23 protein-coding genes are annotated in these 20,238 nt (G+C 67.6%); 16 read left to right on the forward strand and 7 right to left on the reverse strand.

What is annotated here, in order from left to right; genetic code table 11:
- Positions 1-113: 113 nt before the first annotated feature.
- Positions 114-308: a hypothetical protein gene (locus tag WM2015_RS15035; protein ID WP_049726830.1), complete on the reverse strand. Its 195-nt coding sequence runs from the start codon at positions 306-308 to the stop codon at positions 114-116.
- Positions 309-508: 200 nt separating this feature from the next.
- On the opposite strand from WM2015_RS15035, the gene WM2015_RS15040 reads away from it, so the two are divergent.
- Complete coding sequence (locus WM2015_RS15040) at positions 509-1,399, forward strand: DMT family transporter (RefSeq protein WP_049726831.1); 891 nt, start codon at positions 509-511, stop codon at positions 1,397-1,399.
- A 12-nt stretch (positions 1,400-1,411) separates the two neighbouring features.
- Here the strand turns inward: WM2015_RS15040 and WM2015_RS15045 are convergent, their stop codons facing one another.
- Positions 1,412-1,954, reverse strand: a complete 543-nt coding sequence (locus WM2015_RS15045) for a lipocalin family protein (RefSeq protein WP_049726832.1) — start codon at positions 1,952-1,954, stop codon at positions 1,412-1,414.
- Between the two features lie 131 nt (positions 1,955-2,085).
- Between WM2015_RS15045 and WM2015_RS15050 the strand changes: the two genes are divergently transcribed.
- From WM2015_RS15050 to hisIE, 10 genes are all read left to right on the forward strand, one after another.
- Entirely contained in the window at positions 2,086-2,658 is a 573-nt protein-coding gene (locus tag WM2015_RS15050) for a hypothetical protein (protein WP_156201290.1), read from the forward strand.
- 158 nt (positions 2,659-2,816) lie between these two features.
- A complete protein-coding gene (locus tag WM2015_RS15055; protein ID WP_049726834.1) occupies positions 2,817-3,122 on the forward strand; it encodes a YerC/YecD family TrpR-related protein in 306 nt (101 codons plus the stop codon).
- Entirely contained in the window at positions 3,119-4,009 is an 891-nt protein-coding gene (hisG, locus tag WM2015_RS15060; protein ID WP_049726835.1) for an ATP phosphoribosyltransferase, read from the forward strand. Before WM2015_RS15055 ends, hisG begins: the two co-directional genes overlap by 4 nt.
- A complete protein-coding gene (gene hisD, locus WM2015_RS15065; protein ID WP_049726836.1) occupies positions 4,006-5,316 on the forward strand; it encodes a histidinol dehydrogenase in 1,311 nt (436 codons plus the stop codon). The genes hisG and hisD overlap by 4 nt, the downstream gene beginning before the upstream one ends.
- The gene (hisC, locus tag WM2015_RS15070; RefSeq protein WP_211260942.1) at positions 5,309-6,403 is read left to right on the forward strand and encodes a histidinol-phosphate transaminase; all 1,095 of its coding nucleotides are present in this window, start codon (positions 5,309-5,311) and stop codon (positions 6,401-6,403) included. The genes hisD and hisC overlap by 8 nt, the downstream gene beginning before the upstream one ends.
- Complete coding sequence (hisB, locus tag WM2015_RS15075) at positions 6,400-7,467, forward strand: bifunctional histidinol-phosphatase/imidazoleglycerol-phosphate dehydratase HisB (protein ID WP_049726837.1); 1,068 nt, start codon at positions 6,400-6,402, stop codon at positions 7,465-7,467. Before hisC ends, hisB begins: the two co-directional genes overlap by 4 nt.
- Positions 7,468-7,507: 40 nt before the next feature.
- The gene (gene hisH / locus WM2015_RS15080; protein WP_049726838.1) at positions 7,508-8,104 is read left to right on the forward strand and encodes an imidazole glycerol phosphate synthase subunit HisH; all 597 of its coding nucleotides are present in this window, start codon (positions 7,508-7,510) and stop codon (positions 8,102-8,104) included.
- An 82-nt stretch (positions 8,105-8,186) separates the two neighbouring features.
- Complete coding sequence (hisA, locus tag WM2015_RS15085; protein ID WP_221293537.1) at positions 8,187-8,921, forward strand: 1-(5-phosphoribosyl)-5-[(5-phosphoribosylamino)methylideneamino]imidazole-4-carboxamide isomerase; 735 nt, start codon at positions 8,187-8,189, stop codon at positions 8,919-8,921.
- Positions 8,909-9,676 (forward strand): imidazole glycerol phosphate synthase subunit HisF, encoded by a 768-nt coding sequence (hisF, locus tag WM2015_RS15090; protein WP_049726839.1) that lies wholly within the window; start codon positions 8,909-8,911, stop codon positions 9,674-9,676. Before hisA ends, hisF begins: the two co-directional genes overlap by 13 nt.
- A gap of 42 nt (positions 9,677-9,718) precedes the next feature.
- A complete protein-coding gene (gene hisIE / locus WM2015_RS15095) occupies positions 9,719-10,336 on the forward strand; it encodes a bifunctional phosphoribosyl-AMP cyclohydrolase/phosphoribosyl-ATP diphosphatase HisIE (protein ID WP_049726840.1) in 618 nt (205 codons plus the stop codon).
- On the opposite strand, the gene WM2015_RS15100 is transcribed toward hisIE, so the two are convergent.
- The 3 genes from WM2015_RS15100 to WM2015_RS15110 all read right to left on the reverse strand — a co-directional run bounded on the left by WM2015_RS15100 (position 10,337) and on the right by WM2015_RS15110 (position 12,735).
- The gene (locus tag WM2015_RS15100) at positions 10,337-11,188 is read right to left on the reverse strand and encodes an EAL domain-containing protein (RefSeq protein ID WP_049726841.1); all 852 of its coding nucleotides are present in this window, start codon (positions 11,186-11,188) and stop codon (positions 10,337-10,339) included.
- A gap of 110 nt (positions 11,189-11,298) precedes the next feature.
- Complete coding sequence (locus WM2015_RS15105) at positions 11,299-12,042, reverse strand: creatininase family protein (RefSeq protein WP_049726842.1); 744 nt, start codon at positions 12,040-12,042, stop codon at positions 11,299-11,301.
- Between the two features lie 36 nt (positions 12,043-12,078).
- The gene (locus tag WM2015_RS15110; RefSeq protein WP_049726843.1) at positions 12,079-12,735 is read right to left on the reverse strand and encodes a YdcF family protein; all 657 of its coding nucleotides are present in this window, start codon (positions 12,733-12,735) and stop codon (positions 12,079-12,081) included.
- Positions 12,736-12,835: 100 nt separating this feature from the next.
- Here WM2015_RS15110 and WM2015_RS15115 point away from each other — a divergent pair, with 100 nt between their 5' ends.
- Genes WM2015_RS15115 through WM2015_RS15130 form a run of 4 tightly spaced genes read left to right on the forward strand, consistent with a single transcriptional unit; the run spans position 12,836 to position 17,245 of the window.
- Entirely contained in the window at positions 12,836-14,017 is a 1,182-nt protein-coding gene (locus WM2015_RS15115; RefSeq protein WP_049726844.1) for a beta-ketoacyl-[acyl-carrier-protein] synthase family protein, read from the forward strand.
- Positions 14,014-14,802 (forward strand): beta-ketoacyl synthase chain length factor, encoded by a 789-nt coding sequence (locus WM2015_RS15120; RefSeq protein WP_049726845.1) that lies wholly within the window; start codon positions 14,014-14,016, stop codon positions 14,800-14,802. Before WM2015_RS15115 ends, WM2015_RS15120 begins: the two co-directional genes overlap by 4 nt.
- A complete protein-coding gene (locus WM2015_RS15125; protein WP_049726846.1) occupies positions 14,799-15,548 on the forward strand; it encodes a glycosyltransferase family 2 protein in 750 nt (249 codons plus the stop codon). Before WM2015_RS15120 ends, WM2015_RS15125 begins: the two co-directional genes overlap by 4 nt.
- A 56-nt stretch (positions 15,549-15,604) precedes the next feature.
- On the forward strand, positions 15,605-17,245 hold the full coding sequence (locus WM2015_RS15130) for an NAD(P)/FAD-dependent oxidoreductase (RefSeq protein WP_049726847.1): 1,641 nt from the start codon (positions 15,605-15,607) through the stop codon (positions 17,243-17,245).
- A 269-nt stretch (positions 17,246-17,514) separates the two neighbouring features.
- Here the strand turns inward: WM2015_RS15130 and WM2015_RS15135 are convergent, their stop codons facing one another.
- Together WM2015_RS15135 and WM2015_RS15140 are read right to left on the reverse strand one after the other, a co-directional pair.
- Positions 17,515-18,480: a chorismate transformation FkbO/Hyg5 family protein gene (locus tag WM2015_RS15135; RefSeq protein WP_156201292.1), complete on the reverse strand. Its 966-nt coding sequence runs from the start codon at positions 18,478-18,480 to the stop codon at positions 17,515-17,517.
- Positions 18,481-18,487: 7 nt separating this feature from the next.
- Positions 18,488-19,813 carry an NAD(P)/FAD-dependent oxidoreductase gene (locus WM2015_RS15140; RefSeq protein ID WP_211260943.1) on the reverse strand — a complete coding sequence of 442 codons (1,326 nt, stop codon included), beginning with the start codon at positions 19,811-19,813 and terminating at the stop codon, positions 18,488-18,490.
- Positions 19,814-19,961: 148 nt separating this feature from the next.
- Here WM2015_RS15140 and WM2015_RS15145 point away from each other — a divergent pair, with 148 nt between their 5' ends.
- On the forward strand, positions 19,962-20,231 hold the full coding sequence (locus WM2015_RS15145) for a phosphopantetheine-binding protein (RefSeq protein ID WP_049726849.1): 270 nt from the start codon (positions 19,962-19,964) through the stop codon (positions 20,229-20,231).
- Positions 20,232-20,238: the final 7 nt, after the last annotated feature.

Raw genomic sequence — 20,238 nt, forward strand, 5'->3', positions numbered from 1 at the left:
CACCTTGACAGTGGGCGCGTTGCGCTGTCTGGACCCCGGCAGTCTCGCCCGGGGCGGGTGACCGATCAGACTGTCACCCTAGAGGGTTCCCCTTCCCGTAATTTCGGGACAGTTCAGGCCTGGAGCCGGCGAGCGGTCATCTCGTCGCGGCTTTCTTCGAGATCGGCGGCCGAATCTTCGGCTTCGAGATCCATCAGCCACTGCATCACCACTTCGTCGGACAGCAGCCCATTGAAGGAGGAGTCGTCCACGGATGCGATGAGGTCGGCGTCGTGGTTGTCATTGATGATCAGGTTGAAGTCGGCCATGGTGTCTTTTCTCGCTCTTGTTCAGTGTTGCTTGGAACTGTCGGGGGAGATAATGCACTTTTCGTGCCAAATATCTGCAACCCCAATGAAAACGGGCTTTCGAGCCTTCGAAATCGACACCGCCGGATCAAAACTGACAGATTTCGTCATCCGAAACCCGGTAAAGGTCCAAAATGGGGCAACTCGACCGGAGCCCGACAATGCCCCTGGCTCACTATCTGCTGCTACTGTCGATCTGCCTGCTCTGGGCGGGCAATTTCATCGCTGCGGCCTGGGCGGTGAGGAGCTTCGAGCCGATCACCTTCACGGTGGTGCGCTTCGCTCTGGTGCTGTTGCTTCTGCTTCCGCTCCTCCGACGACCACCTCGGGATCAGTGGCTGCGACTGCTGGCTTGCTGCTGGAGCATGGGCGCCATTCACTTCGGCCTGGTCTTTCTGGCCCTGGGTCGCTCGGCGGACGTGTCCTCGATCGCGCTGCTGATGCAGATCTACATCCCCTTGTCGACGCTGCTGGCCGTGATCTTCCTCGGCGAGCGCATCGGCTGGCGCAGCGTCGCGGGGATCAGCCTGGCCTTTACCGGAGTGCTCATCATGGGCCTCGACCCGCTGGTGCTGTCTCAGCTCGACGTCCTCGCCCTGGTGATGGCCTCCGCGCTCAGCCTGGCCGTGGGCACGATTCTGATGCGGGGGCTCAAGGGCGTCGGCGTGCTCAACTTCCAGGCCTGGAACGCCGCGCTGAGCGTCCTGCCGATGGCGGTTGTGGCCCTGGTGATCGAGTCGCCGCTCGAGCGGCTACCGACCACGCTCGCGGAACCGCTGGCCTGGGTGGCCGTCATCTACTCCGCGATCGCCGCCTCGATCATCGGCCATGGCGGCTTCTACTGGCTGATCCAGCGGCACGAAGTGCAGCGCATCACACCGCATCTGCTGCTCGTCCCCTTGCTGGCGGTGCTGCTGGGCATCCTGGTCTGGGGTGACCGACCCGGAGCAAGGCTGCTGATCGGCGGCGGACTGATTCTGGCCGGCGTCCTGTGGATCAGTCTGCGAGCACGCTGGCGACGGCGTCCGGCGCCCCGACCCGAGGTCAATTGAATCCGACCGCCCCTATTGGAAACCGGGCTGACCGAGCTGATCGGGATACTGGACGACCTTGCGCAGCTGCGAGGAGTCGAAGCCGTGCTCGTCCAGACGCCCGAGCAGCTCCTCGTAGAGTCCATCGGGCAGGCGCGCCTCACGCGCCATGATCCAGGCGTAGTCTCGTGAAGGATGCCCCACGATCACCCATTGGTAGTCGGGATCGAGTTCGACGATGTAGTAGTCGAAGGTGAAGGGCCAGTAGAAGCGAACCTTCCAGCGCGCCTGACTGGTTTCATCGACCACCCAGGCGATGCCTTCCATGCGCTGATCCTCCTCGTCCAGGCGATCCTCCTTGTACAGGTAGATATCGTCCATGCGCCCATCCTCGCGAGGCCGATAGATGGCCCGCCCGGCAAGATTTCCGCGCTCGCCGAAATAGGGAATGTTCGCAATGACGTACCACTGGCCCATGTAGCGATCCAGGTCGACGCGTTCGACGGTCTCGAGCGGTGGATGGCTGGCACAGGCCGCCAAGCCCAGAATCAGGAACAGCAGGGGTAAACGCTTCATCGGAACAACTCCTCGGAATCCGATGCGGATGCTGCCACCCCCAGGTGAATGGCAGCTGAAGGCCCGGTTCAGAAGCGATTTAGCGGGGGTCGGCAATGATCGTCCTGCACTCCACAGAAAAGGACCCGATCATGAATCGTCAAACCGCCTACTCATTCAGTCGCGCCGCCTTGCTGGCTTCGGCCGCTCTGTTCGCCCTGCCCGCCTGGTCCGCACCCAAGGCCGATACCCATGAGGAGTTCGGGCCGGAATGGCTGGTGACCAGCCTGCTGCTCGGCGCAAACGGCCATGATCGCGATGCAGGCTGGGATCGCCGGCCTCATCGCCGAGACGAACGCTGGGGCCGCCGGCACGACCGCCGTAGCCATCGAGCACGTGAATACGCCAGCCAGGCCACGGCGCAGGCACACAGCGCCCACCGTCGCGGATGTCGAGTCTCCGGACCGCGCTGGTCCCTGGACTGGGATGCCCACTATCGCTGGGCTCTGGATGCGCGTCCTCGGGAACTCGATCGCGAGACGAATCGCCGCTCGGAGCGCCTGAATCGCTGCCGTCTCAATCAACGCTACTACTCGCGCGATCGCTGGCATGACCATGACGACGGGCGCGGCGGACGACACGACCGTCACGGCCATGGTCACCACAATCGTGACGACCATCGTTATGACCAGCGGCGTCACGGCCGGCGCCATCGGGACGGCTGAGACCCTCGACCGTCCAGCCTTCGCACCGCGGGCCGCACTGATCCTCGTCGGCGCGGCCCGCTTCTTTGTCCGCACGACCTTTCCATTCGACACCCTTCCTGCTTGTTTCCTTCACAGGCCGGTGTTAATGTAATAGCGTGTTATTACATTAATCCGCCATGAAACAACTCGACCCCGAACACACCAAGGCCAACCGCGCCGCCCGATCCAGCCTCGCCGAGGCCTTCCTGGCCATGCGGACGCCCGACGAATGCCGCGCCCTGCTGAAGGATCTGACCACGCCGGCCGAACTGGAAGCCCTGGTCGATCGCTGGCGGGTCGTCCGTCTGCTGGATCAGGGCCTGCCCTACCGGGAGATTCACGACCTGACCGGCGTCAGCGTGACCACCATCGGCCGCGTGGCTCGCTTCCTGGAGGACGGGAACGGGGGTTACTCACTCGCACTGCAACGACTCAAGACATGACCCGACTCAAGATCGCCATTCAGAAATCCGGTCGCCTCGCCGACCGCTCCCTGTCCCTGCTCGAACGCTCGGGCTTGAGCTTCGCCCGCTCCAAGGACAAGCTGTTCTGGTACGGGCGCAACCTGCCCGTCGACCTGCTGCTGGTCCGTGACGACGACATTCCCCGGCTACTGCTCGAGGGCGTCTGCCAGCTCGGCATCGTGGGCGAGAACGTGGCCATGGAAAAGCTGCTGGAAAGCCGCCAGCGCCGGCCCGGCGCCGAACTGGAATCCCTCCTCAAGCTCGAGTTCGGCGACTGTCGCCTGATGCTGGCGATTCCCGAAGATCAGGTGTTCACCGGCGTGAACATGCTGGCCGGCAAGCGCCTGGCCACCAGCTACCCCTGCCTGACCCGGCAGTACCTGGAGCGCCACGGGGTGGAAGCGGACATCGTGACCCTCAATGGGGCCGTCGAGATCGCCCCCAGCCTGGGCACGGCCGATGCCATCGTCGATCTGGTCTCGACGGGCACGACCCTGCGCGCCAACCACCTCAAGGCCGTCGACGAGGTGCTCAGCTCCCAGGCTGCCCTGTATCGGAGCCCTGCCGCACTGGATGACGAGGCCGAGCGTCTGCTCGCCAAGCTACTGACCCGCATCCAGGGCGTCCAGCAGGCCGCCGAAACCAAGTACGTCATGCTGCACGCGCCGCGCGACCGCCTGGCCGACATCTCGGCCATGCTCCCCGGGGCCGAATCCCCGACCGTGCTCAGCCTGGAAGGCCAGCCGGACCGGGTCGCGGTCCACGCGGTCTGCACCGAACAGGTGTTCTGGGAGCACCTGGAAGAACTCAAGCGGGCCGGTGCCTCGGCCGTGCTGGTGCTGCCCGTGGAGAAGATGCTCGCATGAGGATCATCGACGCCAGCACCCTCGACGACGCCGGCCTGCTGCAGCTGCTGGCGCGTCCGAGCATGGAAGCGGACATTGAATTGCGCCGGACCGTGGCCGACATCCTGGCCCGCGTCCGCCGCGATGGCGACGCCGCGCTGCTCGACTACGGGCGCCGCTTCGACGGGCGCGAACCGGAAAGCCTGCTGGCCAGCCCCGAAAGCCTGGCCAGTGCGGCCACGGAACTCGATGAGGACCTGCTCCAGGCCATCGACACGGCCATCGGCACCGTGCGCCGATTTCACGCCGCCGGCAAGCCCAGCGACATCAGCGTCGAGACGGCGCCCGGCGTGCGCTGCCAGGCCCGCTGGCGCCCCCTCGATCCGGTCGGGCTCTACGTGCCCGCGGGCACCGCGCCGCTGCCCTCCACCGCCATCATGCTCGGCGTCCCCGCGCGACTGGCGGGCTGTCGGCGCATCGTGCTGGCCACGCCACCCGGTGCCGACGGCCGGGCCGACGCGGCCGTCCGCGCCATCGCCCACCGCCTCGACATCGACACGGTACTGGTTGCCGGAGGCGCCCAGGCCGTGGCGGCCATGGCCTATGGCACCGAGTCCGTGCCCCGCGTGGCCAAGATCTTCGGGCCGGGCAATCGCTTCGTGGCCGAGGCCAAGCGCCAGGTGGCCGAGTCCGCCGATGGCGCGGCGATGGACCTGCCGGCCGGCCCCTCCGAAGTCCTGGTGCTGGCCGACGACAGCGCCAATCCGGAGTTCGTCGCCATCGACCTGTTGTCGCAGGCCGAGCACGGTCCGGACTCGCAGGCCTTCCTGATCACCACCAGCCGGGAACTGGCCGAGGCGACCGATCGCGCCCTCGAAGCCCTGCTCGAGCGACTGCCGCGCGCCGACATTGCGCGTCAGGCCATGGGCCACGGGGCCGCCATCGTGGTGCCCGATCTCGAGCAGGCCGTGCGCATCAGCAATGCCTACGCGCCCGAGCATCTGATCATCGCCTGCCGCGATGCCGAAGGCCTGTGCGAGGAGATCGACAGCGCCGGCTCGGTCTTTCTCGGTCACTACACGCCCGAGTCACTGGGTGACTACATCTCCGGCACCAATCACGTCCTGCCCACGGCGGGCTGGGCGCGCTCCGAAGCGGGCCTGTCGGTGGCCGATTTCATGCGCCGCATGACCGTGCAGCAGGCCACACCCGACGGCCTGCGGACCCTCGGGCCGCCCGGGGCCCGCCTGGCCGCCCACGAGGGCCTGGACGCCCACCGCCTCGCCATCCAACTGCGCCTCGATGCCCTGGACCAGGCCAATGGCTAACGAATCGATGTCCGATCCGATCCTCGATCTGGCCCGGCCGGAAGTGCTTGCGCTGCAGCCCTACGCCTCCGCGCGTGCCCTGGCCGACAGCGCCGGCATCCTGCTCAACGCCAACGAAAGCCCCTGGGCACCGGATGGCGATGAGGGGCAACAGCTCAACCGCTACCCGGACCCGCAGCCGCCCGAGCTCCGACGGCGTCTCGCCGAGCGCTACGACGTGCCGGAAGCGCGCCTGCTGATCACCCGCGGCAGCGACGAAGGCATCGACCTGCTGATCCGGGCCTTCTGTCGCGCGGATCAGGATCCGGTCATCGTCTGCCCGCCCTGTTTCGGCATGTACGCCCTGTCGGCCCGGATCCAGGGCGCGCCGGTCAAGGCCGTGCCGCTGATCGACGACGGAGCGCAGTGGCGCCTGGACGAGGACGGACTGCGCGCCGCCCTCCCCGCCCGCCTGGTCTTTCTCTGCTCGCCCAACAATCCGACCGGCAACGAGATTTCCTCGGCGACCGTCGAATCGCTTTGCCGCTCCATTCTCGGCCAGGGTCTGGTGGTGGTTGACGAGGCCTACATCGAATTCAGCGAAGCCGAGTCCATGAGCCGCCTGATCGATCGGCATCCCAACCTGGTCATCCTGCGCACCCTCTCGAAAGCCTATGCCCTGGCGGGCTGCCGCCTGGGCAGCCTGATCGCCGACACGAGGGTGATCGGCCTGCTGCGGCGGATCATCGCGCCCTACCCGCTGCCGACACCGTCCGTGCGCGCCGGCCTGACCGCCCTGGCGGGGCCGGACCGGCTCGAGCGCCAGCTGAGCGAACTGGCCGAACAGAAAAAGCGCCTGGTTGCCGGTCTCGAGCGCCTGCCGGGCATCCAGCGCCTGTGGCCGGGCCAGGCCAACTTCGTCCTGATCCGGGTGGCCGACGCGGAGGCACTCATCGCGCGGGCCGCCGAAGCCGGCATTCGCCTGCGCAATCAATCGGCGCAGCCGGGCCTGGACAACTGCGTTCGCATCACCATCGGCAGCGCGGAGGAAACGACCCGCCTGCTCGACTTTCTCGAATCCACTCATGCTCAGGAGCCTGTTCAATGAGTACCCGAAAGATCCTGTTCATCGATCGCGATGGCTGCCTGATCGAAGAACCGGCCGACGAGCAGATCGACAGCTACGAGAAATTCCGCCTGATGCCGGGCGTGATCCCCGCCCTGCTCGAGCTCAAGGCCGCCGGCTACCGCTTCGTGATGGTCTCCAATCAGGATGGCCTGGGCACCGAGTCCTTCCCGACCGAGCAGTTCGAGGGACCGCAGACGCTGCTGCTCCAGATTCTCGAGTCTCAGGGCATCGTCTTCGACGCCATCCACATCGATCCGACCCGCCCCGAGGACCAGGCTCCGACCCGCAAGCCGGGCGTCGGCATGCTCCTCGACTACCTCAGGGACCCTGGCATGGACCGCGAGCTCTCGGCCGTGATCGGCGATCGCGAGACCGACCTGCAGCTGGCTGCCAACATGGGCATCAAGGGGCTGCGCGTGGGTCCCGAGGGCCAGCCCTGGGATCGCGTCGCGGCCGAACTGCTGTCCACGCCTCGCCGGGCCCGGGTCGAGCGGGGCACGCGCGAAACCCGCATCACCGTCGCGGTCAACCTGGATCAGACCCAGCCGGTCACGATCGGCACCGGCATCGGCTTCTTCGACCACATGCTCGAACAGATCGCCGCGCACGCCGGTTTCAGCCTGTCTCTCGACTGCCAGGGTGACCTGCACGTCGACGAGCACCACACGGTCGAGGACTGCGCCCTGGCCCTCGGCGAAGCCCTCGATCGGGCCCTGGGCGACCGTGCCGGCATCGGCCGCTACGGTTTCGTCCTGCCGATGGACGAGTCCCTGGCCCGTGTGGCCATCGACCTGTCCGGGCGGCCCGCCTTCGTCCTCGATGGCACCTTCCCGCGCGAGTCCGTTGGCGGCCTGCACACGGAAATGGTCAGCCACTTCTTCGCCTCGCTGGCCCAGGCCCTGCGCTGCGCCATCCACATCGAGCTGCGCGGTGAGAACACGCATCACATGGTCGAGGCCTGCTTCAAGGGTGTCGGCCGGGCGCTGCGACCCGCGCTGGCTCGAGGCCAGGCCGGCATCCCGTCGACCAAGGGCATGCTCTGATGATCGCGCGTCCAGGCAGGCCATTCAGCGAGGCGCGGCCATGAAGCTCGCCGTCATCGACTCCGGCGGCGCCAACCTCGGCTCCGTGCTGCATGCCCTGCACCGCCTGGGCGTGACGGCCGAGCTCAGCTCCGACCCCGAGCGCATCGCGTCGGCCGATCGCGTGATCCTGCCCGGCGTCGGCTCCGCTCGCTCGGCGATGCAGGCCCTGGCATCGGCGGGCCTGGTCGACGCGATCCGCGCCCTCGAGCAGCCGGTGCTGGGCATCTGTCTGGGGCTTCAGCTGATGTTCGAGCATTCCGAGGAAGGCGATTGCGACTGCCTGGGCCTGATCCCCGGCCGAGTGCGCCGACTCGAGGTCGCCCCGCACGAGCGACTGCCCCATATGGGCTGGAACCAATTGCAGTGGACGCGACCGACCGATCCGCTGGCCCGGGGCCTCGACGGCCAGGAGTGGTTCTACTTCGTGCACAGCTACGCGGCCCCCATCGATCATGCGGTGGCCATCAGCGAGCACGGTCGGCCCTTCGCGGCTGTCGTTCGCCATCGCAATTTCGCCGCCTGCCAGTTCCATCCGGAAAAGTCGGCCGGCGCCGGCGCGCGCCTGCTGGCCAATTTCCTCGAGGCACCGGCATGACCCGTTCCCAGGACCCCATCGCGCCGAACGACCTACACTGCCATTCAGGCATGGACTTCCCAGCGTCGGAAAAGGACCCGAAATGATCTTAATTCCTGCCATCGATCTTCGCCATGGCAACGTCGTGCGCCTGTCCCAGGGCGACTACGATCGAGAAACCCGCTACGAGGAGGATCCCCTGGCGCTGGCCGAGCGCTACGCCCTGGCCGGCGCGAAGTGGCTGCACCTGGTCGATCTCGACGGGGCGCGCTCCGGTGACGACAGCAACCTGGACCTGATCGCCGTGCTGTGTCGTTCCCTCGACATTCCGGTGCAGACCGGTGGCGGCGTACGCAACGAGCAGGACCTGAAGCGGCGCCTCGACCTTGGCGCACGCCGGGTCGTCATCGGCAGCCTCTGCGTGCGCGAACCGGACACCGTCTGCCAGTGGATCGAACGCCTGGGCCCGGAAGCGATCGTCGCCGGACTCGACGTCAGCCGCGGCCTGGACGGCCAGTGGTTTCCGCGTGCGGCGGGCTGGACCGAGGCCGGCAACACGGACCTGTTCAGCCTCCTCGACCGCTTCGTCGACGCCGGACTGAAGCACGTCCTGTGCACGGACATCGAGCGCGACGGCATGCTCAACGGCCCATCGCTCGCGCTCTACGAAGCCATCGTCGAACGCTTCCCTTCGATCCAGCTCCAGGCCTCCGGGGGCATCGGCCGCACGGCGGATCTCGAAGCCGTGGCCCGAACCGGCGCGGCCGGTTGCATCGTCGGCCGGGCCCTGCTGGAAGGCCGCGTGGACCTGACGGATATCGGCCGATGGTCGCAGTAAGGCTCATCCCCTGCCTGGACGTCCGCGAGGGCCGCGTCGTCAAGGGCGTGCGCTTTCGCGACCATCGCGACATGGGCGACATCGTCGACCTGGCCGAGCGCTACCGCGACGCCGGGGCCGACGAACTGGTGTTCTACGACATCACGGCCAGCCCCCAGGGTCGCAGCGTCGACGTGGGCTGGGTCGAGCGCGTTGCCGAAGCCATCGACATCCCCTTCTGCGTGGCCGGCGGCATCCGGGACGTGGTCACCGCCCGTGCGGTGCTGCACGCCGGGGCCGACAAGATCTCGGTCAATTCACCGGCCCTGGAACGGCCCGAACTGATCAGCGAACTGGCCGAGGCCTTCGGCTCGCAGTGCGTCGTCGTCGGCATCGATTCGATCCGCGAGGGCGAGACCCTGCGCGTTCGCCAGTACACCGGCGACCCGGACAATATGGTCGATCCGCGGCGCGACACGGCGCACTGGGTCGACGAAGTCCAGCGCCTGGGTGCCGGCGAGATCGTCCTCAACTGCATGGACGCCGACGGCGTGCGCACCGGCTACGACCTGCCCCAGCTCCAGGCCATGCGCCAGCGCTGCCAGGTGCCATTGATCGCCTCCGGTGGCGCCGGGGCCCGCGAGCACTTCCTGGACGTCTTTCGCGAGGCCGACGTCGATGGCGCCCTGGCCGCCACCGTCTTCCACTCCGGCCAGATCGCCATCCCCGAACTCAAGGCCTGGCTGGCCGAGCAGGGCATCGACGTTCGCCAGTAAACGCGTCATCAGCAGACACCGACTCAAGCAAGGAACCGCACCATGAACATCGCTTCGAAACTGTCCGAGCCACTGGACTGGAACAAGGGCGATGGCCTGCTGCCGGCCATCGTTCAACACGCTCGGGACGGGCGCGTGCTGATGCTGGGTTACATGAACCCCGAGGCCCTGGAGGAGACCCTGAACAGCGGCCGGGTGACCTTCTTCTCACGCTCGAAGCAGCGACTCTGGACCAAGGGCGAGACCTCCGGCCACGTCCTCGAACTCGTCGCGATCAACAGCGATTGCGACCGCGACACCCTGCTGATCCAGGCCCTTCCCCAGGGGCCGACCTGTCACACGGGCACGGAGACCTGCTTCGGCGACCTTCGCCTGCCGCCGGTCAGCCTGCTGGCGGATCTGGAGCGGGTGATCGAGGAACGCGCCGGGGCCGACTCGGACGGAAGCTACACCGCTCGACTACTCAGCGAAGGCACGCCTCGCTGTGCACAGAAGGTCGGCGAAGAAGGGGTGGAAGTCGCCCTGGCCGCCGTGCAGGGGGATCTGGAATCCCTCAACGAGGAAGCGGCCGACCTCCTGTACCACCTGCTGGTCTGCCTGCGCTCGGCCGGGTCCAGCCTGGATCAGGTGCTGCAGGTACTCGCGCGCCGGCGGCGCTGATCAGGCCGCGCTCGGCGCGGCCGGCAGCTCGATCCGTTCCGGCGCCACCCGAGGCTTGGCGGCCAGGCGCGGGCGCGCGAAGTAGTACCCCTGGAACAGGCGCAGATCGAGTTCCTGATAGAGCCACCGCAATTCCGCCTGCTGCTCCAGGCCGGCGGCGATCACTTCCACACCGAGCGCCTGGCAGCAGGCCAGCACGCCCCGGGCCATCGCCTGACGGCGCCGGCTGTTCTGGATACCGTGCACCAGCTCGTGATCGAGCTTGACGTAGTCGGGCTGGAACACGGCCAGGCGCTTCAGGCCGGCCTCACCGGTGCCGAAATTGTCGACCAGCACGCGGAAGCCGTGCGCCTGCGCGCGCTCTCGCGTATGGACCAGCTCACGGGGATTGCCCAGGCGCGCCAGGCTGGCGAACTCGAGCACGATCTGCTCCGGTCGCATGCCGTAACGCTCGGCCTGCTCCCGGGTGGTGCTCAGGGCCAGCTCCAGATTGTCCGGCCGGATCTGCATGCAGTTGACGAACAGGGCCCCGCGAACGTCGAGCTTGGCGGCCTCGGCGATGGCCCGCGTCCGACAGGCCTGATCGAAGAAGGCCAGGTTTTCCGGCAGCACGTTTTCGATGATGCTCGAACTCGGCTCACCGGAGCGCCCCCTGAGCAGCGCTTCGTAGCCCTTGACCTGGCTCGATTCGAGATCGACCACGGGCTGGAAGGCGAACTGGATGCCCACGCCGATGACGCTGGTGTAGTCCTCGAGTTTCTGGCGCTGCTCGTGATCGAAGGCCGCGATTTCCATCGACTGCTCGCTCCTGGGTGTCGGGGTGCGGACCAGGGTCCGCGATGACCAGTCCATTGATCTTCCAGATTCCGTGCCAGACCGAACACCGTGTCGGTCCGGTCACGCCTTGCCCGTTGGCGAGCCGCCGAGCACGCGGATCGCTTCGGCCGAAGCGACCGAATGGGTCAGCCGACTGACATTTCCAGAAAGCGCCGATAGTCGTCCAGGGCATCGGTCAGTGCCGCTTCGTAGAGCCGATGCCCGTGCTCGAGCTCGGCGCGGGCCGGTTCGGAGCCACAGCGGCCATCGGGAAACTGCCTGCGGAAACTCCGGGCATCCTGGATCCGACCGGTCGGCGCGCGTTCCGGCGCCAGCGGCAGCCGGCGGACCTGCTCGGGATAGGCATGCCAGGTCAGGGAAATCTCCGAGGGAGTGGCGTGCTGGCCCTCGGCATCGGCATAGAGCTCGCGGCTGAGTTCGACGACGCGCGGGCCCATGAACCAGTTGGCCAGCCTGAGATCGACCGCGCTCGCGCGGGCCGCCAGGCTGTCCTCGGCCCAGAGTTCCGAAAAGGCCGCCTGCACCGTGGCGATGTTGCCGCCGTGACCGTTGAGGAAATAGAACTTCCGGAAACCCTGGCAGGCCAGGGAGCGGACCACGTCCCCGATCACGGCCAGCAGGGTGGTCGGCCTGAGGCTGACCGAGCCCGGAAAGCCGAGATGATGCTGAGCCATGCCGTAGCTGATGGTCGGTGCCACCAGAATGCCGGCCTCGCTCATGCCGCCGGCGATGGTTTCCGGGCAGATCGCATCGGTACCGATCAGACCGGTCGGGCCGTGCTGCTCGGTCGAGCCGATCGGGATGACGATGCCCTGGCTGCGTTCCAGATAGGCCTCGACTTCGGGCCAGGTGGACAACTGGAGTTTCATGCGCTGGACTTCATTGGCCAAAAACGCATCATCCCATCACTCGCCCAGCTGCGCCAGCAATCGGGGTCGACGGGCAAGGCGTGCCCAGAAGCGACCGCACAGGAACCAGATCAGGTAGATCGCTTCCATGGCGGTCCGCCTGATCTGCGCGGCATCGACCACCGGGCGCGGCTCGGCGGGCAGCAGACAGACCTCCAGCCCCGCCTGTCGGGCCAACACGGCCAGTCGACCGAGATGGTAGCGGGAGCTCAACAGGCCGGGATTGCTTCGATCAGCGATCAGCGCCCGGGCCAGGTAGAGATTCTCCAGGCTGTCGACGGACTCTTCTTCCAGCGCGATTCGGGACGGATCCACATCACGGTGAGCGACCAGCCAGTCGCGCCCCGCGCCCGCCTCGGACGGTTCGCCACCGCCGAGCAGCAGCAGTTCCAGTGCAGGATCGGCGGCCAGACGATCGGCCGCCGCGGCCAGGCGCGCCCGGTAATCCGGCGAGGGCTGGCCCTCGACGAGTTGATGCCCGCAGACCATCAGCAAGGGCCCGGACCAGTCCGGGCTCCGGCGCAGAGCGTGGACCCACACCCAGACCCAGGCCAGCAACCAGGCCAGGCCTGCACTGCAGATCAGGACCAACAGCCCCGGCAGCATGGACTCGATCAGATCGGCGGTGGCGATGTCTCGCTGCGGGCGCTGCATGGGTTTGCCGGTACGGGAACAGGCCGAATATACTAGCCGGCATGCCGTGTTGCCTCCCCATGCGCGCCCGTTCAACTGCGGGCCCGATGCCATCTTGCCGATGAACAGCGATCTGTTCGTCTCCGCCATGACGCTCTGCGCCGCTCCAGGTGCCGGGCTGGATGTCCTGCGCCGGGCCCTGGCCGAGCGCCGGTCGGGCCTGCGCCCCAACGACTTCGCGCCCTGCACACTGAACACCTGGATCGGCCGGGTCGAAGGCGTGGAGGACACGGAACTGCCGAGCGAGTTGCGCGGCTTCGACTGCCGCAACAACCGCCTCGCCGAACTCGGCCTTCGCGGCGACGACTTCATCGAACGCGTCGAGATACTGAAATCGAGGCTGGGTGCCGAACGCATCGCCTGCGTGACCGGCACCAGCACCGCCGGCATCGGCAGCACCGAGGCCGCCTACCGGGCCATGGGTCAGGGCGAGCATTTCGATCCGTCCTTCCTGCTTCCGAGGGTGCACACACCGCACACTTCCAGCGCCTACGTCGCCCAGCGTCTGGGCCTGAACGGGCCGGTCATGACCATCTCGACCGCCTGCTCCTCCAGCGCCAAGGTCTTTGCCGCCGCGGCTCGTCTGATCGAGGCCGGCCTGGCCGATGCGGCCGTGGTCGGCGGCGTCGACAGCCTCTGCCAGTCGGTGCTCTACGGCTTCCATTCCCTGGAGCTGGTCTCGGAGCACCCCTGCCGACCCTTCGATCGCGATCGGGACGGCCTGAGCCTGGGCGAGGCGGCCGGCTTCGCGATCCTCGAGCGCCAGCCCGAGCAGGCCTTCGGTCGCCTGGCCGGCTGGGGCGAGAGCTCGGACGCCCACCACATGGCTTCACCCCATCCGGAAGGCACGGGCGCCGTGGCCGCCATGCGCGAGGCGCTCGATCGTGCCGGACTCGATCCCGAGGCCATCGGTTACATCAACTGCCACGGCACGGCCACGCCGATGAACGACCAGGTCGAGGCTCGCGCCATTCGCCAGGTCTTCGAGACCCCACCCCCGGCGGCCTCGACCAAGGGCTGGACCGGCCACACGCTGGGTGCCGCCGGTATCGTCGAGGCGGTCTTCAGTCTGCTCGCCCTGAACGACGCCAGGCTGCCCGCCGGCCTCAACATCGAGCAGCCCGAAGACGCCTGGGCCGACTTCATCCTCACCGAAGCCCGCGATGTCCGGGTCGACCACGTCCTGAGCAACTCCTTCGGCTTCGGTGGCAGCAACTGCAGCCTGATCTTCGCCCGCTCATGAGCCATCGAATCGACATCCTCGGTCTCGGCCTGGCCGCGCCCGGACTCCGCGACCGTGCCAGCCTCCAGGCCGCGCTCGCGGGCCGGCCCCTCGAGACGAACGACAAGCCGAGCACCTCGAGCCTGCTGTCGCCCCGCGAGCGGCGACGCGCACCCGCGGCGGTCAAGCTGAGCTTCCCGGCAGCCGAGCAGGCCTGCGCCATGGCGGGTCTGGAGCCGGGCGAGCCCCTGGCGATCTTCAGCTCGGGCATGGGCGATCTCGACATCACCGACTACATGTGCCGAACCCTGGCCGAGGCGCCGGAGCTGCTCTCGCCGACCCGCTTCCACAACTCGGTCCACAACGCCGCCTCCGGCTACTGGTCGATCGGCGCCGGCGCCACCGGCGACGTCACCGCCCTGTCCGCCTGGCGCGACAGCGCCGCCCTCGGCCTGCTCGAAGGCATGACCCGCTGCCTGACCGATGCCCGGCCCGTGCTGGTGGTGGTCTACGACGACCGCGCCGTCGGCCCGATGCGCGATCTCTGGCCGAGCGAACATGCCTTCTGCGCCGCGCTGGTCCTGGCGCCTGCCGGTCACGGCGGGGCCATCGCCACACTGCAGATCGACGCCTGCCGCGAAGCCGCCAGGCACCCGGCCCTGCCCGAGGCCCTGGAAGCACGCATCGAGGACAATCCGGCGGCCCGCCTGCTGCCGGTGCTGGCCCTGATCGAGGGTGCCATCGACGGCGAGGTGGTGCTGGCCGCCGAGCGCGGACCTTCGCTTCGCGTCCGCCGCAGCGCATGAGCACGGCCGCGATCATCCCGGCGCGCAACGAAGTGCGAACGATTGCCGACGTCGCCCGCGGCTGCGTCGGCCGCGTCGATCACGTCATCGTCGTCGACGACGGCTCCGACGACGGCACCCATGAACGGCTGGTCGGCCTCGAGGTCGAGTGCCTGCGCCGCCCTGAGTCCGGCGGCAAGGCGGCGGCCCTGGCCGACGGCTTCGCCCGCGCCCTGGAACTCGGCGCGGACCGGGTCGTTACCCTCGATGGTGACGGCCAGCACGACCCGGCCGACATCGACCGTCTGCTCGGGGCCGCCCGGGCGCACCCCGAGCATCTGGTCATCGGCGCGCGTCTCCGACAGCGCCATCGCCAGCCGGGCATTCGCCACTTCGCCAACCGCTTCGCCGATTTCTGGGTCGGCTGGGCCAGCGGCCAGCGCGTGCCCGACAGCCAGACCGGTTTTCGCGTCTACCCGGCCGCCCTGCTCGAAGCGGTCCGGCCCTCGACGGAACGTCGCCACGGCTTCGTGTTCGAGACCGCGATGCTGATCGACGGCGCCCGCGCCGGCTTCCCCTGCGTGGCCGTGCCCATCGACTCGGTCTACCGCGACGACGCACGACCCAGCTACTTCCGCCCCGGCAAGGACGTCTGGGAAATCTTCGTGTTCGTGTTCTGGAGGATCCTGCTCAGCGGCCTGTACCTGCCCGGCCTTTGGCGCATGGCCACGCGGCCGACGCGCTTCCACCCCGCACCCGAGGCGTGAGGATCGAGACGATCCCGACACGCTAGACTAAGGCTCTGACCACGCGTCACCAGACCATGATCTCGCTCGACCACGACGTACTCATTCTCGGCGGCGGCCTGGCCGGGCTCACCCTGGCCCTGCAGCTGCGCGACACCTTGCCCGAGGCACGCATCGCCGTGCTCGAACGATCGAGCCATCCCGTACCCGAGAGCGCCCACAAGGTCGGCGAATCCACCGTCGAGATCGGCGCCGAATACCTGGCCTCGACCCTGGGGCTTCGCGAGCACCTCGATCGCTGTCATCTGCGCAAGTACGGCCTGCGCCTGTTCTTCGACGCCGACCGCGCGGACGATCTCTCGCAGGCCGGCGAACTCGGCGCCAGCCACCTGCTCAGCCTGCCCAGCTACCAGGTCGATCGTGGCGTGCTCGAGAATCATCTGGCCGAACTGGCGGGCGAGCGCGGCATCGAACTGATCACCTCGGCGCGGGTGCGCGATGTGCACCTCGATCCCGACGACGATACCCCGCACCGGGTCGAGGCCATGATCGACGGCCAGACCCGGGAATTCCGCGCACGCTGGGTGGTCGACGCCCTCGGTCGCGCGAGCCTGATCAAACGCAAGCTCGACCTGGCCGAGGCCAACAATCATTATTGCTCGTCGGTCTGGTTCCGGATCCAGGACCGCATCGACGTTGCCGACTGGAGCACGGACGCCGACTGGCAGTCCCGCTGCAGCCAGCTGCCCCGCTGGCATTCGACCAACCATCTGATGGGCCCGGGCTACTGGGTCTGGCTCATTCCACTGGCCTCGGGCGCGACCAGCATCGGTATCGTCTTCGACCGCCGAGTGCACGACTTCGACCGCCTCAAGCGCTACGAAGGCGTCCTCAACTGGCTGGCGCAGCACCAGCCACGCTGCCACCGCGCACTGACCGAATCGACGGGCGAACTGATGGATTTCCTCTATCTGCGCCACATCTCGCACGGCTGCCGCCAGGTCTTCTCCGACCAGCGCTGGGCCCTGACCGGTGAGGCCGGTGTCTTCCTCGACCCCTTCTACTCGCCGGGCAGCGACTTCATCGCCATCAGCAACACCCTGATCACCGACCTGATCCGCCGCGACCTGGCCGGCCAGTCGATCCGGCGCATCGTTCGCCAGTTCGAGTCCAGCTACTTCAGCTTCTACCGAAGCTCCCTGAAGCTCTACCAGGACCAGTACGAGCTGTTCGGCCACGCCCGCGCGATGAGCGCCAAGACCATCTGGGACTACGCCTACTACTGGGGCGTGCTGTCGGTGCTGTTCTTTTCGGGCCGCCTGACCGACCCTCGCCTGCTGCTGAGAAACGGCGGCGAACTGGGCGAACTGGTCGAACTGCACGGGCGGATGCAGCGCATGTTCCTGGACTGGGCGCGGAGCGAACAGGACGGCGACCGACCGGGCGTGTTCATCAATCAATCGAAGATGCAGCTGCTGGTGCGCCTGAACCGGGAACTGACCGAAGTCGCCGAGGATTCGGACCAAGCCCTCGATGAGCGCCTGCAGCGTAACGCCGAGATGCTCCGACGCCTGGCCGAAGAACTGGCCCTGCTCGCCCCCGAAAACGCCCGCCCCGAAGCCCTGGCCAAACCCGAACGACCCGACGAAGCCGGCACCCTGGTCCTGCAGGACCTGCCCGCTCAATTCCTCGAGCCAAGCCTCAAACGAGCAGTCTGAATCAGCCCGAACCGCCGTCCGACCCCCTTCTGCTTTTCTTCCGAACCCCAAAGCGGCGAGTGCGGTGGCCCTGGGTGGGGTCGGGGGCGAGGCAGCCACCCCGAACCCATCAGCCTCTCCCAGCCTCCACGAAAGTCCAGAGAATGCTCGCAACTCGCTGCGACACGAACCCCATTCGAGTGCACCAAAGCTCCCAAAAGCTCTCAACAATCGACCCAGCCATCCGCCCCCGACCCCACCCAGGGCCACCGCACTCGCCGCCACCCCCCTTATCCGTGGGTGACGGCCTCGATCTCCACCAGCAGATCCGACCGACAGACGTCCCCGCGGAAGGCCGCCAGCCGAGCACCCGGCCAGGCATCGCGAAGCAGGCGCTCCACCGCCGGCCAGTCCGCCGCCTCGCGAAGATAGACCCGAACCAGGCTGTCCGCGCCGAATCGCGCCAGACCAGGCCGATCGCTGCGGCGCGCGCTCTCGGCCAGCAGGCTGTCCATGTTGGCCAGGATCTCCCGGGTCTGGGCGAGCACATCGCCGACGTGGCGAGTCTCGTGCCCGACCACGCTGGCCGTGCCCGAAATCATCAGCAGGGCCTCGCCTTCAGCCCCCGGCAGCAGGGTCGCGCGGGCGAAGCTGGGGCTGCGCGGCCCGTACTGACGCGGATAACGATAGGCACTGACCTGGCGCGGATTTTCGATATTGACGCCCGGCTCCGACCCGCACAGCAGATGGAGCCGCAGCTTCGGCTCCTCGCCGCCGATCGCCGTCCCCGCACACAGCGACGCCTCGTCGTAGCCGGCCGCCTCCAGGGCCCGCGCGCGACCGAGACAGAATCGACGATAGCGCTCCGCATCGCCGGCGCCCTCATTGATCGCCGGCAGATAATTCCAGGCACGAAGCAGGTGGGGACAGTCCTTCGAACGAGCCAGCTCGATCAGATCGCGATAGGCTGCATGGACCCGCGCCTCCGGATCCTGCTCGGGCGGGTCGTCCAGCACCAGCGAAAGGGACAGGCAGCCACCGGCCCGGTTCCAGTCGATGGCGCCCTGCCGGCCCTGCTCGATCGGGCCCCGACCACACCAGACCTCGCCGTCCAGATCGCCACCGATCCAGTCCAGGCCCAGCGGCCACAAGCCGTGCTCCGCCGCCGCTCGGAAACCGAAGCGCAGCAGGGCCTGCGGGTCCTTCGTGCCCGGACGGGCCGACAGACCGCAGCTCCGGGGCAAATTCCGAAGCACGCTGGACTCAGGCGACGCCATCGAATTCCACCCGTGCGTTGTAGCGACGCTGCTGCCGGGCCCGCCAGGCGGCGCGACCGTCGGCCAGGCTGCTGATCAGATAGATCAGACGGAACAGGCGCAAGCGTCGGAAGATGCGCGGATTGTCGAACACATCGCCGGCCAGCACCGCCACGATCGCCTGCTTCAGACCGAAGACATTGCGCGGATTCAGGAACAGGCGCTTCAGTCCCGGCGCCGGGAAGCGGTAGATGAACCAGCTCAGCTCACGCACACCACGGCTCAGGCGCTGCCGATGCCGACGTCGGGCCTGGCGAGCTGCCGTTCGGTCCCCGGCCAGTTCCGCCAGCACCACCTCGGCGCCGCACTCGGCCGAGTGCATGCCGAAGTAGACCCCCGAGGAAAAGACCGGATCGACGAACACCCCGGCATCCCCCACCATCAGCCAGTTCGGACCCGAGAGCTGGCGCGAGCGGTAGGAGTAATTGCCCGTCGCCGTGATCGGTGAAATGCATTCTGCCTCGCGCATGCGGGCCCAGGCCTGCGGGTTGCGCTGGAGCGTCGCGTCGAAGAATTCCTGGACCGCACCACGACGCGAGCGCAGGTAGTCCGGGTTGCAGACGGCGCCGACACTCATGACCCCGTCCGGCAACGGGATCATCCAGATCCAGCCCTCATCGAACCAGTAGATGCTGATGTTGCCGGCCGAGTCGCCCTCTCGCCTCGGGACGCCCTTGAAGTGTCCATACAGGGCCGCCGTGCCGTGCTCGCGATTGCGTTCCTGCAGCTTCAACTGGCGCGCCAGCAGCGCATCGCGACCGCTGGCATCGACGACAAAGCGGGCTTCGATCCGGCGCCGCTCGCCATCCTGAACCAGGTCCAGGACCGGATCCCCCTCGAGATCGACCGACCCGACGCGCACGCCGGTCGCCAGCTCGGCGCCGCTCTTGCCCGCGTGCTCGAAGAGCAGGCGATCGAAATCCGAGCGGCGAACCTGAAAGGCCTGCTCGCAACCGGGCACCAGATCCAGGGCTTCGGCGAAGCGGATTTCCTGGGCCTGCGCGTCGGGTTCGTGGCTGGTGAAATCGACCCCGAGCTTGTCGACGCCGATCTCGCGCACCGCATCGAGCAGGCCGAGACGGCGGAAGATCTGCAGATTGTGCGGCAGCAGGGATTCGCCGATGTGGAAGCGCGGATGCTCGTCCTTTTCCAGCACCAGCACCGAATGCCCCTCGCGCGCCACGAGGGCGGCCAGGGTGGAGCCGGCCGGGCCGCCACCGATGACTGCCACGTCGACCCGTTCGGGCAATTCCTGGAGGGACTTGGCATTCAAGGGAGAAACCTGCCGTAAGGATGGTCTGAGAATCGTCCTATATTATAATGTCCCGTTCCGATGCGGCCAGCGGCGGGGGCGCGGCCATCGGGCCAAGCCAGACCCCGCCCCGCGTCATGAACACCCGAATGTTTCCTGGAGGAATGGAATGAGTGCTGAGCAGTCGCCTGCCGAGCGCAAGCTGGCCGAGCTGATCGTCGAATCGCTCAACCTCGAAGACCTGGCCCCCGAAGAGATCGAGCCGGAAACGCCCCTGTTCGGCGGCGAATACGGCCTCGATTCGATCGATGCGCTGGAGCTGGCCCTGGCCATTTCCCGCGAGTACGGGGTCCAGCTCAAGGCCGACGACGAGAAGAATCGTCAGGTCTTTGCCAATCTCCGCGCCCTGAGCGCGCACGTCGAATCCCTGCGCGCCTGATTCGATC

It is taken from the genome of Wenzhouxiangella marina, assembly GCF_001187785.1.
GTDB lineage: Bacteria > Pseudomonadota > Gammaproteobacteria > Xanthomonadales > Wenzhouxiangellaceae > Wenzhouxiangella > Wenzhouxiangella marina.